The sequence below is a fragment of the Citrobacter sp. H12-3-2 genome, from assembly GCF_009649895.1.
GTDB classification, from domain to species: domain Bacteria; phylum Pseudomonadota; class Gammaproteobacteria; order Enterobacterales; family Enterobacteriaceae; genus Citrobacter; species Citrobacter portucalensis.
The window spans coordinates 4,111,801-4,125,712 of record NZ_CP045837.1 but is presented as its reverse complement, the minus strand read 5'-3'; the positions used below and the strand labels follow the sequence as shown (position 1 = coordinate 4,125,712).

The 13,912-nt window shown below is 54.1% G+C and carries 12 protein-coding genes; 7 read left to right on the top strand and 5 right to left on the bottom strand.

What is annotated here, in order from left to right; all coding sequences use genetic code 11:
- Positions 1 to 5: 5 nt before the first annotated feature.
- The 3 genes from rihC to GHC22_RS19620 all read left to right on the top strand — a co-directional run bounded on the left by rihC (position 6) and on the right by GHC22_RS19620 (position 2,356).
- The gene (rihC, locus tag GHC22_RS19630; RefSeq protein ID WP_153753757.1) at positions 6 to 920 is read left to right on the top strand and encodes a ribonucleoside hydrolase RihC; all 915 of its coding nucleotides are present in this window, start codon (positions 6 to 8) and stop codon (positions 918 to 920) included.
- A gap of 97 nt (positions 921 to 1,017) precedes the next feature.
- Positions 1,018 to 1,581, top strand: a complete 564-nt coding sequence (locus tag GHC22_RS19625) for a glucose-6-phosphate isomerase family protein (protein ID WP_153753756.1) — start codon at positions 1,018 to 1,020, stop codon at positions 1,579 to 1,581.
- Positions 1,574 to 2,356 (top strand): glucose-6-phosphate isomerase family protein, encoded by a 783-nt coding sequence (locus tag GHC22_RS19620; protein WP_153753755.1) that lies wholly within the window; start codon positions 1,574 to 1,576, stop codon positions 2,354 to 2,356. Before GHC22_RS19625 ends, GHC22_RS19620 begins: the two co-directional genes overlap by 8 nt.
- Before the next feature lie 110 nt (positions 2,357 to 2,466).
- Here GHC22_RS19620 and GHC22_RS19615 read toward each other — a convergent pair whose 3' ends face one another.
- The 5 genes from GHC22_RS19615 to GHC22_RS19595 are packed head-to-tail and all read right to left on the bottom strand — an operon-like array spanning position 2,467 to position 6,780.
- On the bottom strand, positions 2,467 to 3,285 hold the full coding sequence (locus GHC22_RS19615; protein WP_016151643.1) for a PTS system mannose/fructose/sorbose family transporter subunit IID: 819 nt from the start codon (positions 3,283 to 3,285) through the stop codon (positions 2,467 to 2,469).
- Entirely contained in the window at positions 3,285 to 4,085 is an 801-nt protein-coding gene (locus GHC22_RS19610; protein WP_048236158.1) for a PTS sugar transporter subunit IIC, read from the bottom strand. The genes GHC22_RS19615 and GHC22_RS19610 overlap by 1 nt, the downstream gene beginning before the upstream one ends.
- A 10-nt stretch (positions 4,086 to 4,095) precedes the next feature.
- Positions 4,096 to 4,590, bottom strand: coding sequence for a PTS sugar transporter subunit IIB (locus GHC22_RS19605; RefSeq protein WP_003837349.1), 495 nt, complete (start codon positions 4,588 to 4,590; stop codon positions 4,096 to 4,098).
- A gap of 11 nt (positions 4,591 to 4,601) precedes the next feature.
- The gene (locus tag GHC22_RS19600; protein WP_153753754.1) at positions 4,602 to 5,030 is read right to left on the bottom strand and encodes a PTS sugar transporter subunit IIA; all 429 of its coding nucleotides are present in this window, start codon (positions 5,028 to 5,030) and stop codon (positions 4,602 to 4,604) included.
- A 4-nt stretch (positions 5,031 to 5,034) separates the two neighbouring features.
- On the bottom strand, positions 5,035 to 6,780 hold the full coding sequence (locus tag GHC22_RS19595; protein WP_048227119.1) for a class I mannose-6-phosphate isomerase: 1,746 nt from the start codon (positions 6,778 to 6,780) through the stop codon (positions 5,035 to 5,037).
- A gap of 188 nt (positions 6,781 to 6,968) precedes the next feature.
- Between GHC22_RS19595 and GHC22_RS19590 the strand changes: the two genes are divergently transcribed.
- From GHC22_RS19590 to carB, 4 genes are all read left to right on the top strand, one after another.
- Positions 6,969 to 7,976 carry a LacI family DNA-binding transcriptional regulator gene (locus GHC22_RS19590; protein WP_048214968.1) on the top strand — a complete coding sequence of 336 codons (1,008 nt, stop codon included), beginning with the start codon at positions 6,969 to 6,971 and terminating at the stop codon, positions 7,974 to 7,976.
- Between the two features lie 133 nt (positions 7,977 to 8,109).
- Positions 8,110 to 8,931 (top strand): 4-hydroxy-tetrahydrodipicolinate reductase, encoded by an 822-nt coding sequence (gene dapB, locus GHC22_RS19585; protein WP_153753753.1) that lies wholly within the window; start codon positions 8,110 to 8,112, stop codon positions 8,929 to 8,931.
- Between the two features lie 455 nt (positions 8,932 to 9,386).
- Entirely contained in the window at positions 9,387 to 10,535 is a 1,149-nt protein-coding gene (gene carA, locus GHC22_RS19580) for a glutamine-hydrolyzing carbamoyl-phosphate synthase small subunit (protein WP_003829709.1), read from the top strand.
- 17 nt (positions 10,536 to 10,552) lie between these two features.
- The gene (gene carB, locus GHC22_RS19575; protein ID WP_003829707.1) at positions 10,553 to 13,777 is read left to right on the top strand and encodes a carbamoyl-phosphate synthase large subunit; all 3,225 of its coding nucleotides are present in this window, start codon (positions 10,553 to 10,555) and stop codon (positions 13,775 to 13,777) included.
- Positions 13,778 to 13,912: the final 135 nt, after the last annotated feature.

Here is a 13,912-nt window from a genome sequence, read left to right as displayed (position 1 = left end):
AAACCATGCGCTTACCGATCATTCTTGATACCGATCCCGGCATTGATGATGCCGCCGCCATTGCTGCTGCGCTGTTTGCCCCTGAGCTGGATCTGCAACTGATGACCACGGTAGCAGGCAATGTGTCGGTGGAAAAAACCACTCGCAATGCGTTGCAACTGCTGCACTTCTGGAATGCGGATGTTCCACTGGCGCAGGGAGCATCAATGCCGCTGGTGCGGCCGCTGCGTGATGCCGCTTCCGTGCACGGCGAGTCCGGTATGGAAGGGTATGAATTTGTCGAACACGACCGCCAGGCGATGGCAAAACCCGCCTTTCAGGCGATTCGCGATGCGCTGATGCATGCCCCGCAGCCCGTGACGCTGGTGGCAATTGGCCCGCTGACCAACATTGCGCTGCTGCTGACCCATTATCCTGAATGCGTATTCAACATTCAGCGTCTGGTGATTATGGGCGGCTCTGCCGGACGCGGGAACTTCACACCCAACGCCGAGTTTAATATTGCTATCGATCCCGAGGCCGCCGCGAAAGTCTTCCAGAGTGGGCTGGAGATTGTGATGTGTGGGCTGGATGTCACTAATCAGGCTATGCTTGCCCCGGACTATCTGGCGACACTCCCCCAACTTAACCAGACGGGAAAAATGCTGCATGCGCTGTTTAGCCATTACCGTAGCGGCAGTATGAATACGGGGCTGCGAATGCACGATCTGTGCGCCATTGCCTGGCTGGTGCGCCCGGAACTGTTTACCCTGCAGCCGTGTTTCGTGGCGGTTGAAACCCAGGGCGAATATACCTCGGGTACGACGGTGGTGGATATCGAAGGACGTTTGGGGCATCCGGCAAATGCGCAGGTTGCGCTGGGCCTGAACGTGGAAGGTTTCCAGCAGTGGGTAGCAGAGGTGCTGGCACTGGCCCCTTGAGGCTGTGATCCGGCCCGCAATATGCAGACAGAATTAGCAGGTTAATCGATTAATCTGCTAATCTGATCCTGTTGTTCTCCTCGGGCCGGAGACACATATGAACCTTTCTTTTATCCAGCCACCGCAGGTGGCGTGGGCAAGCGGCGCTTTGGCCGATGGCCCGTTATTGCGCAAATCTACCCGTATTCAGGATCTTACTGACGTTTTTGCCGATGAAAACGCCCGTCAGCAATTGGCTGGCGAGCAGGTCGTGTATGACGTTGAGATGCTGGATACGTCTTCCGCTGAAGGTGAACTCTACACCGGCGTTACCCATCTTTATCCTGGCCGGGTCGGCTGCGAGTATTTTATGACCCGCGGGCATTTCCATGCGCGCCGCGAACAGGGGGAAGTCTATTTTGGTCTGCGTGGCACCGGTTTGCTGTTGTTGCAAACCGAACAGGGCGACGCGAGGCTGGAAAAAGTATTCGCCGGATCCGTCCACATTATCCCCGGCTTTACCGCGCACCGGTTAATCAATACCGGGGAAGAGGTGCTGTCGGCGCTCGCCGTTTGGCCGGGGATTGCGGGACATGATTATGCGGCGCTCACCAGGGGCTTCAGGATCAGAGTCTTTGAGGAAAATAAGAGGGTTCAGGCGAAGGAGGTACAGAATGGCTGACTTAGCGCATTCTTACGGCCTCAATATGACGGTTCATCATCACCCGCTTGGTTTTAGCTATGGGGATGAGGTTACCGGGCCGATGCCGGAAATTCGTCAACTCGATGACATCCGCGCCTCGCTGCGCGATCCGCACTGTGAAGGGCCGCAAGAGGTGTATGCCATTGCGATGGATGTGGCGCGAATGCAGGATCGCGAAGAGTTGAAAAAGCGGATGCTGTTATTTGGCGTGGTGACCTATGCGGCGGGACGGTTGGGGGAAGAGCCGGTGCGTAGTCAGGGACATATTCATCGTATCAGCCAGCACAGCGGCTGGTCCCCGCCGGAGCTATACGAAATCTGGCAGGGAAAAGCGATAATCTATATGCAGGAGTATGTTGAGGACGACCCGGGCCGCTGTTTCGCGGTAATCGCCGGACCCGGTGAGAAAGTGTTGGTACCACCCGGCTGGGGGCATGCGACCATATCCGCAGATCCGGATGTCCCGTTAACTTTTGGCGCGTGGTGCGATCGTGAATATGGTTTTGAGTACGAGGCCGTGCGTGCGCATAAAGGGTTGGCGTGGTACCCGTTACTGCAGGGAAACAACGTTATCTGGCAGCATAATCCGCGTTACATTCCCGGACGACTGCAGGCCATTACGCCCCGACAATATACGGAGTTCTCGATTACTTCCGCACCTGTTTACCAGCAGTTCATCGAGGACCCGGCGCGATTTCAATTTATATCGCGCCCGGACAAGCATCCCGAGCTGTGGCAAAACTTTCACCCATAAAGAGCCGGGGCATAGCCCCGGTACTGACTTTGTCTGGCCTACAAACTGAAAAACGCGGCACAGTACAGTAGGCCGGATAAGCGTACGCGCCATCCGGCAAATGACAGGCACTACCCCGCAAACAGGCCCGTGGCGACGCCGAGGGCGGCCAGTATCAACAGTAAAATCATCGCTTTCACTGGCGACACACCACGCTTGGCCATCAGATACCAGGTGCCAAGTACCACAATCAGCGGCAGTAACTGCGGGAAGATACCGTCCAGCATTTGTTGAACATGGATATTCACCCCATCTTTGGTAATAAATTCCAGCCCGGTGCCAAGCTTAACGTAACTTGCCGCCACGCCACCCATGACAAACACGCCCAGCAGCGATAACGCTTCACGCAGACGGGCAGACTTGCTGCTCACCAGCATTTCCACCGAGCCGGAACCCATCTTGTAGCCTTTCAGGAACAGGAACCACGAGCCGGGAATGATGATGGCCAACCAGGCAACGGTATAAAACAGCGGCCCCAGAATATTACCGCCGGCCGCCAGGGCCATACCGATGCTGAGCAGGATAGGGATCAGCATGCCAGGGATCATTGAATCGCCGATCCCGGCAATAGGGCCCATCAGACCAACTTTCAGGGTGTTGATGGTCTCCCCATCGATCGGCTCACCGTTCGCTTTTTTCTCTTCCAGCCCCAGTACCATGCCATTTACGATCGCGCCTATCTGGGGTTCCGTATTATAAAACGAGGCGTGGCGGCGCAGCATTTCAGTACGTTGGGCTGCGTCGGGATAGAGCTTTTTCGCCACCGGAAGCATGCTCAGGCAAAAGCCAAAAGATTCCAGACGTTCAAAGCTCATCGATGACAAGTTGTGCATCATCCATGCGCGCCAACAGCGGCGAAGATCTTTACGCGTAAGTGTACGTTCTTCCATCAGAATTCATCCTCATCATCATCGGCTACCGACTTTGCATTCGCGGCCTGCGGCGGTTCCGGTTTGTAGTTGTAATGGATCAACGCCAGCAGTGAACCGACGATCACCAGCGCGACCATGTTGAGTTTTAAAAAGACGATGCAGACAAAACCGACGAGGAAGTAGATCAACATGGTGTAGTTTTTGATGATCTGCTTGAGCAAAATCGCGATCCCGACGGCGGGTAAAATGCCGCCCAGTACGTTCATCGTCGACAGAACAATTTTCGGCAAACTGTCCATAAAGCCGCTGATGTATTGCGCCCCGAAGTAGACCGCAACAAAGGTCGGAACAAAACGCAGGACAAAGTTTGTCACCTGTGGCCAGACGGCGCTGTTCAGGTAAATACCGCGTTCATCGCCCCGTTCCAGCGCCACATCTGCCCGGTGATTCCAGAAAGAGTTCAGTACCATCATCGCGTTAAACAAAATGGTTCCGGCGATACCGATTGTGGCCGCCAGCGCGACCGCGACTTCAGGGCCTTTTCCGGAAAGGATCCCTAAAGCAATTGCCGGGTAAGCGACAAAGTTGAGGTCGGCGGGCATTGAACCGCCGGGCGTGACCATCGCGATATACACCGCCTGAACCGCAACACCAATCATAATCCCGGTTTTAATGTCGCCGAGAATAATCCCGACCAGCATTCCGGAAATCAGCGGGCGGGTGATCAGGTACCAGCCGCCGGTCAGTCCCAGCAGCCAGGGGCTGCTGAGGGCGCCGAGATAGCAAAGTATGCCAATCAACGTAGCTTCGATAATCATCGTGCGTTCCTTATTTCAGCTTCTGACGTGCGTCCTGCCAGCTGTAGCAACTGGCATCAGGCACCAGGCGAAACTCAACCAGGTGCCCATGCTGCGTTAGCCAGTCAAAAGCGGCAATTTCATCCCCGTTGACCGACTGATTTGGGCCGATGGTGGTGGTATCAGCACGAGCACTCATTGGACCCACATTAATCTTGCCGTTGGCATTTTTCAGGCTGATACCCGCTTCTTCAATGCGTTTGAGCGTCACGGGGGATTTACCAATGACAAAATAACGCTTCTCGCTGGCAATGACTTTTGGCAGTTTTTCAATCGCGGTGGCCGTATCAAACAACCAGACTTTGGTGTCCTGTACAGCGCCTTTCATCACCGAAGAGAGCAGAGGGTCGGCCGCGACGGCGTCGTCTATAGCGACAATTCCGTCACAGGGCAGCTCTTTGGCCCAACGTGTCACGAGCTGCCCATGGATTACGCGGTCATCGATACGTACAAAAGAAATACTCATAGTGGTTTCCTTTAAAAATCGTCGGACTGAACGGATAAAACCGGGGCGGCTTTAATCAGCGTGGGTACCGTCAACGCCAGCAGCTCGACGGCTGCGGCATGAACGTCCGTTAAATGGCAGATCTCTTCGCTTTGTAACAACATTGGGAAATTGACTCCCGCCACAACGGCAACGGGAGGAACCGTTTGTGCAGAAAACGCATGATGGCAGGCGACATTCCACGGCGTACCGCTTTGCATGTCACACAACACCAGAACGCCGTCAGCGTTTTTCCCGGCACTTGCGAGAACCTGAGAGAACGTCTGTTTAAACCCTTCGATACCTGCCTGTTCACTCAGCGTGACGGGATAAACATGCGGTAATTCTCCGTAAACCATACGACCGCTGGCGAGAAGCGCTTCCGCCAGGGGACCATGGGTGGCAACAATAACGTTAATCATGCGCTTATCCTCTGACCCAGGCTTTAATCGTGGCGAGCTGTTGACCGATGCCTTTGCCAAACGGCGAAATGCGGTACTCCCCAACGGCGGCTGGAATGATAAAGGTCTCTGCATAGTTGACGACAAACGGGGCAAACGCGCCGCTCGGGCTTTCAACAACGGCCTGAGCTCCTTCGACCAGGTTCAGGACGTTTACGCCGCCATGGGTATGGTGAGTGACCGGTGCCGTAAACCAGTGGCGACGCGTTTCGATAAACTCGCGTTCGTGCATTCCGGTTCTTTCTTCTCGCCAACCTTCTCCTTCAGCGATAGGTTCAATACGGTTGACCAGGTTGTCGTGCACCCATTGCGTGTCACGCTGCCAGTCAATAACCTGCTGACCGTGATCCAGATGCACCGGACGCGGTAAGCCGTCTAACCCTAAGCGACCCCAGTCCCACAGTTTGAAGGTGAAAATATACGGCGTTGCGCTGATCTCCAGCACCATGGTGCCAGCTCCCGAACAGTGGACGGTTCCGGCGGGGATCAGGAAGTGATCGTGTTTATGCGCAGGGATCTGATTCACGAATCGTTCATCATCAAACGTTTTTTCACCACGCCCTGCGGCCCGGAGATCGTCGAGCATATCCTGCGGCGCGATCCCGGTTTTGGTGCCGAGATACACTACGGCGTCCGGCTCGGCTTCGAGAATGTAATAGCTCTCATCCTGGGTATAGTGCATGCCAAACTGCTGCTGAATGTATTCGGTGAGCGGATGAACCTGAAAGCTCAAATTCTGGCCGCCAATAGTGTCGAGGAAATCAAAACGGATCGGGAATTCCGCGCCAAAGCGCGCGTGAACTTTTTCGCCCAGCAGGGGACGGGGACAGGTCAGCACCAGATCCTGAGATGGGATCTCGATCCGCACGTTGCCAAAACGCAGTAACAGGCTGTTTTCCTCGGGCACGCAATCAAAACACCACGCGTAATTGGGGGCTGAGGGATCGAGATCGAAGTGTTGTTTCATCCATTGCCCGCCCCAGACGCCTGGGTCAAAGAAAGGGGCAACGCGAAACGGTTGTTGGGTGGTTTGTTGCAGACCGGCGCGTAGCGCGTCGCCGCTGACCATCGCGGGACTATTTTCTACCGTGGTATCGAGCAAATAATCGGCGCGTTTGAGTAACGGCGTTTTGTGTTTGTCGAATACCCGCCATTCAATGAAAAAAGCACGTTTGTAACGACGAAGAATATCTTCATCCTGGTTTTCCGCTCCCCAGTTACCCAGCCCGTCATGGCGCATGCGCTGCTGAATTTCCCAGCGCGGAAGGTCAGCATATACCAGTACGTCACCTGGGTGCGCCAATGCAGCGCCAGAGCCGTATACCACGACCAGCCCTTCACTAACGGCATCAATCTGTTGGCGGAGCAGGCTGAGTTTGTCGCTATCAAAAAATTCATCCAGGTGATGACAGGAAAGCACGCCGAATACGCGATCGTCGGTCAGGTTACGCGCCAGTAAATCATGCAGGGCCTGCTCATCGCGGCGGGCGGATTCAATATTCAACACCAGTGCGGCATCTAATGTCGTCACGAGCTGTTGCTCCAACTCTTCAAGCCGCACGCCCGGATAGCAATCCACGATCAATACGGTTTTGGTTGCGCCAGAAATCCTGGTGTTAATCACTGAATGGATCGACGACCAACCCTGCCAGGCGTGGTTGTCATAGCCCTGAACGTTAACCTCAGGGAATTTATTATAGGTTGTATGCATTTTCTGTCTCCGTGTTGGCTTATTTAAGATTAATCGATTAACCTTATTTTCATAGAGTGGTTAACGCGATTAACCCGCCATAATCAGAATCCCGTGCGGTGAAAAGCGCGTTAGCGTGATGTGAATCACACGTAAAAAGACAAGATTTCGGTTATTCGATTAACCTTCGTAATAAATCAGGAGAAGTCATGACAACAGTCACGTTGGCGCAGGTAGCGGAACGCGCGGGAGTCTCCACGGCAACCGTTTCAATGGTATTGCGTAACCGGGGGCGTATTTCTCAGGCCACGCGTGACCGCGTGCTCAAAGCGCTGGACGATGCCGGCTACGTTTATAATCAAACCGCCGCCAACCTGCGTAACCGGAGCAGTAATCAGGTCGGATTGTTGTTACACGATATCACTAACCCTTTTTACGGTGAGATGACGGCAGGGCTGAGCCATGAGATGGAGCGGCATGACCTGCTGCTGTTTCTGGCAAACAGCGAAGAATCAGGAGAACGGCAGCAAAAATTTGTCGACTCGTTGATGCGCAATAATGCCTGCGGCATGGTGCTCTGCGCGGCGCGCGAAACGCCGACCTCCTTCTTTGAAGCGCTGAAAAGGCGCAATATTCCCGCCATCATGGTGGTTCGTCCCCTTAGCGATCCTGATTTTGATTTTGTGGGCACTGATAACTTTCTCGGTACGCAAATGGCCACTACCCATTTAGTCAAAATGGGGCACAAGAATATTGCGTTTATTGGGGGGAGCCCAAGTTCCGGGAGCCGGGCGCAGCGTATCGGTGGATTCACCAGCACGTTGCTGGAGTACGGAATATCGCCGAATCCGGAATGGATAGTGGCGACGCAGGCCAGCCAAATTGACGGCGCAAAAGTGGCGGAGTCGCTTCTTCTGCGCTTCCCGCAAATTACCGCCGCCGTTTGTTACCAGGATATCGTGGCGCTTGGGGTCATGCAGGCATTACGTAAAATGGGGCGCGAACCTGGGCATGATTTTGCGCTGGTCGGGTTCGACGACATCACTGAAGCGGCGCTGGTTCAACCTGCGCTCACCACCGTGTCGGTGGCGGCAAAAGAGATAGGTCGCAAGGCCGGGGAACTGCTTTATAGTCGCATTCAGGGAAATGACGAACCACCGAAACGTATTATTCTGCCGCCTGCGCTGGTGGTCAGAGAATCATGTGGTTTTAGCTGATCGTCATGCCTTTTACTGATATCTCTGCCTGTTTATCATTAAATTCTAATTATCGACGTTTTCGGCTGGCGGCGCAGCGTTGTGCTGGTTAATCTGAAAACGATTTACGTAAAATTAACAAAAGAGAATAGCTATGCATGAAGCACAAATCCGCGTTGCCATCGCGGGAGCCGGAGGACGCATGGGGCGTCAGTTGATTCAGGCCACTCTCGGCATGGAAGGCGTACAGCTCGGTGCCGCGTTAGAGCGCGAAGGCTCGTCCTTACTGGGAAGCGATGCCGGAGAATTAGCGGGGGCTGGAAAAACGGGCGTTACCGTGCAAAGCAGCATTGACGCGGTGAAAGATGATTTCGATGTTTTCATCGATTTTACCCGCCCGGAAGGCACGCTGGCGCATCTGGCGTTTTGCCGCCAGCACGGTAAAGGGATGGTGATTGGCACCACCGGCTTTGACGATGCCGGTAAACAGGCTATTCGTGATGCCGCGCAGGAGATTGCGATTGTTTTCGCCGCGAACTTTAGCGTCGGCGTGAACGTTATGCTTAAGCTGCTGGAGAAGGCGGCGAAAGTGATGGGCGATTACACCGATATTGAGATTATTGAAGCTCACCACCGCCATAAAGTTGATGCGCCGTCAGGCACTGCGCTGGCGATGGGCGAGGCGATTGCCGGGGCGCTGGATAAGGATTTAAAAGAGTGTGCCGTCTATTCGCGTGAAGGTTACACCGGCGAGCGCGTACCGGGCACGATCGGTTTTGCCACGGTGCGGGCGGGGGATATCGTCGGTGAGCATACCGCGATGTTTGCTGATATTGGCGAGCGTATTGAGATCACGCATAAAGCGTCCAGCCGCATGACTTTTGCCAATGGCGCAGTGCGTTCGGCAATTTGGCTAAAATCAAAGTCAAATGGTCTTTTTGACATGAAAGATGTGCTTGATTTACGCAGTTTATAGCTTTCATTACCCTTCGTGATGTGGTTATTGTAATCATAATTATTTGATTACATAGGGCAATATTTTATTGCCCTTTTATTTTTGGCTTCTGAATGTGTTTTTTCTTTTAATTGGTTATTTGTCTATGTTTTGTTGGGTAATTCTGTTATCTCAATGTAAATTTTGACCAAATGGTCCACTTTTTTCTCTCCCGCATTCTGTTTTTACACTCTTTGTCTGCCGCAAGCGTTTTCCACCCTGAGTTAGCTGATCTTTTTGCCTGTTAAATCGTGTGTTTTATCCCAGTGGCGCAAAATAATAATAAAAAAAGCCCTTTTGGGTAGACTTTTGTGTGAGCTATCTCTAGAATGCCGCCGTTTGCCAGAAATCCATAGGTAAGCAAATTTGCATTGATTCATGAGGTGTTAATGAATTAATATGCAAATAAAGTGAGTGAATATTCTCTGGAGGGTGTTTTGATTAAGTCAGCGCTATTGGTTCTGGAAGACGGAACCCAGTTTCACGGTCGGGCCATAGGGGCAACAGGTTCGGCGGTTGGGGAAGTCGTTTTCAATACTTCAATGACCGGTTATCAAGAAATCCTCACTGATCCTTCCTATTCCCGCCAAATCGTCACTCTTACTTATCCTCATATCGGTAATGTCGGCACCAATGAAGCCGATGCAGAATCTTCTCAGGTACATGCGCAAGGCCTGGTCATCCGCGACCTGCCGCTGATTGCCAGCAACTTCCGCGATACTGAAGACCTCTCTTCTTACCTCAAGCGCCATAACATTGTGGCGATTGCTGATATCGATACCCGTAAGCTGACGCGTTTGCTGCGTGAAAAGGGCGCACAGAACGGCTGCATCATCGCGGGCGATAACCCGGATGCGGCGCTGGCACTGGAAAAAGCAAAAGCTTTCCCAGGCCTGAACGGTATGGATCTGGCGAAAGAAGTGACCACCGCGGAGCCTTATAGTTGGACGCAGGGGAGCTGGACGCTAGCCGGTGACCTGCCGGAAGCGAAATCTGCCGATGAAATGCCGTTCCACGTTGTGGCTTACGATTTCGGCGCCAAACGTAACATTCTGCGTATGTTAGCGGACCGCGGCTGCCGCCTGACGGTTGTACCGGCGAAAACCTCAGCAGAAGACGTTCTGAAGATGAATCCGGACGGTATTTTCCTGTCCAACGGCCCTGGCGACCCGGCGCCGTGCGACTACGCAATTACCGCGATTCAGAAATTCCTCGAAACCGATATTCCGGTATTTGGCATCTGCCTCGGCCATCAGCTGCTGGCGCTGGCGAGCGGTGCGAAGACCATTAAGATGAAGTTTGGCCACCACGGCGGTAACCATCCGGTAAAAGATATTGATAACAATACCGTGATGATCACCGCACAGAACCACGGTTTTGCCGTAGATGAAGCCTCCATGCCTGCCAACCTGCGCGTGACCCACAAGTCACTGTTCGACGGCACCTTGCAGGGGATTCATCGTACCGACAAACCGGCGTTCAGCTTCCAGGGGCACCCTGAAGCGAGTCCGGGTCCGCACGACGCTGCACCGTTGTTCGACCACTTTATCGAGTTAATTGAGCAATACCGTCAGTCCGCGAAATAATCAGGAGTAAAAGAGCCATGCCAAAACGTACAGACATAAAAAGTATCCTGATTCTGGGCGCGGGTCCGATTGTTATCGGTCAGGCGTGTGAGTTTGACTATTCCGGCGCGCAGGCGTGTAAAGCCCTGCGTGAAGAGGGTTACCGCGTTATTCTGGTGAACTCCAACCCGGCAACCATCATGACCGACCCGGAAATGGCCGATGCCACTTACATCGAGCCGATTCACTGGGAAGTGGTACGCAAAATTATTGAGAAAGAACGCCCGGATGCAGTGCTGCCAACCATGGGCGGTCAGACAGCGCTGAACTGTGCGCTGGAACTGGAACGCCAGGGCGTACTGGCTGAGTTCGGCGTGACCATGATTGGCGCAACGGCGGATGCCATTGATAAAGCGGAAGACCGTCGTCGCTTCGATATCGCGATGAAGAAGATTGGTCTCGACACCGCACGTTCAGGCATCGCTCACACCATGGAAGAAGCGCTGGCGGTTGCCGCTGACGTTGGCTTCCCGTGCATTATCCGCCCTAGCTTCACCATGGGCGGCACCGGTGGCGGTATCGCCTACAACCGCGAAGAGTTCGAAGAAATCTGCGAACGCGGTCTGGATCTTTCCCCAACCAACGAGCTGCTGATTGATGAATCACTGATTGGCTGGAAAGAGTACGAGATGGAAGTGGTGCGTGATAAAAACGACAACTGCATCATCGTCTGCTCCATCGAAAACTTCGACGCGATGGGCATCCATACCGGTGACTCCATCACCGTAGCACCTGCCCAGACGCTGACCGACAAAGAATATCAAATCATGCGTAACGCCTCGATGGCGGTACTGCGTGAAATCGGCGTAGAAACCGGCGGCTCTAACGTCCAGTTTGCGGTAAACCCGAAAAACGGTCGCCTGATTGTCATCGAGATGAACCCGCGTGTGTCCCGCTCCTCGGCGCTGGCGTCCAAAGCTACCGGCTTCCCGATTGCGAAAGTTGCCGCCAAGCTGGCCGTAGGTTACACCCTCGACGAACTGATGAACGACATCACCGGTGGCCGTACTCCGGCCTCGTTTGAACCGTCCATCGACTACGTTGTGACGAAAATACCACGCTTCAACTTCGAGAAATTCGTTGGTGCTAATGACCGCCTGACCACGCAGATGAAATCTGTCGGTGAAGTGATGGCGATTGGCCGTACCCAGCAGGAATCGCTGCAGAAAGCGCTGCGCGGTCTGGAAGTGGGCGCGACCGGCTTCGACCCGAAAGTAAGCCTGGACGACCCGGAAGCACTGACTAAAATCCGTCGCGAGCTGAAAGACGCTGGCGCTGAGCGTATCTGGTACATCGCCGATGCCTTCCGTGCTGGCCTGTCCGTCGATGGCGTGTTCAACCTGACCAACATCGACCGCTGGTTCCTGGTGCAGATTGAAGAGCTGGTACGTCTGGAAGAAAAAGTCACCGACCTTGGCATCAACGGCCTCGACGCTGACTTCCTGCGCGTACTGAAGCGCAAAGGCTTCGCCGATGCGCGTCTGGCGAAACTGGCCGGCGTTCGCGAAGCGGAAATCCGCAAACTGCGCGACCAGTACAATCTGCATCCGGTCTACAAGCGCGTGGATACCTGTGCGGCAGAATTTGCCACCGACACCGCTTACATGTACTCCACCTATGAAGATGAGTGCGAAGCGAACCCGTCCGTTGACCGCGATAAAATCATGGTGCTGGGCGGTGGTCCAAACCGTATCGGTCAGGGGATTGAGTTTGACTACTGCTGCGTACACGCCTCGCTGGCGCTGCGCGAAGACGGTTACGAGACCATCATGGTCAACTGTAACCCGGAAACCGTTTCAACTGATTACGACACCTCTGACCGCCTGTACTTCGAACCGGTCACGCTGGAAGACGTACTGGAAATCGTTCGTATCGAGAAGCCGAAAGGCGTCATCGTACAGTACGGCGGACAGACCCCGCTGAAGCTGGCGCGTGCGCTGGAAGCGGCAGGTGTACCGGTTATCGGTACCAGCCCGGATGCCATCGACCGCGCGGAAGACCGCGAGCGTTTCCAGCAGGCGGTTGACCGTCTGAAGCTGAAACAACCGGCGAACGCTACCGTAACGGCTATCGAACAGGCTGTTGAGAAGGCGAAAGAGATTGGCTACCCGCTGGTAGTGCGTCCGTCGTATGTTCTCGGTGGTCGCGCGATGGAAATCGTCTACGACGAAGCCGACCTGCGTCGCTACTTCCAGACCGCAGTCAGCGTTTCTAACGATGCGCCGGTACTGCTGGACCGTTTCCTTGATGACGCGGTTGAAGTGGACGTGGACGCTATCTGCGACGGTGAAATGGTGCTGATTGGCGGCATCATGGAGCATATCGAACAGGCGGGCGTGCACTCCGGTGACTCCGCATGTTCTCTGCCTGCTTACACCCTGAGTCAGGAAATTCAGGATGTGATGCGCCAACAGGTGCAGAAACTGGCCTTCGAACTGCAGGTTCGCGGTCTGATGAACGTCCAGTTTGCGGTGAAGAATAACGAAGTTTACCTGATTGAAGTGAACCCGCGTGCGGCACGTACCGTTCCGTTCGTCTCCAAGGCAACTGGTGTACCGCTGGCGAAAGTCGCGGCGCGCGTGATGGCCGGGAAAACGCTGGCACAGCAGGGCGTAACCAAAGAAGTAATCCCTCCGTACTACTCGGTAAAAGAAGTGGTGCTGCCGTTCAACAAATTCCCGGGCGTTGACCCGCTGTTAGGGCCAGAAATGCGCTCTACCGGGGAAGTGATGGGTGTGGGCCGTACCTTCGCGGAAGCGTTCGCCAAGGCACAGCTGGGCAGTAGCTCCACCATGAAAAAACAGGGTCGTGCACTGCTCTCCGTTCGCGAAGGCGATAAAGAGCGCGTGGTTGACCTGGCAGCGAAACTGCTGAAGTTTGGCTTCGAGCTGGATGCGACGCACGGGACCGCGATTGTTCTGGGTGAAGCGGGTATCAATCCACGTCTGGTGAACAAGGTGCATGAAGGTCGTCCGCACATTCAGGACCGTATCAAGAATGGCGAGTACACCTATATCATCAACACCACCGAAGGTCGTCAGGCGATTGAAGACTCCAAGCTTATTCGCCGCAGCGCGCTGCAGTACAAAGTGCATTATGACACTACGCTGAACGGCGGTTTCGCCACAGCGATGGCGTTGAATGCCGATGCCACCGAGAAGGTAACCTCGGTGCAGGAAATGCACGCGCAGATCAAAAAGTAATAAACAAAAGGTCCGGTGAATATTGCTCTAACCGGATCTGTAATATAATTTTGAAAGGGTTTCTGTAAAGAAACCCTTTTTTTGTCTTGCGTAAGGTCATTCCTGGACAAGTCCGTTTCCGTAACCACATTTTCA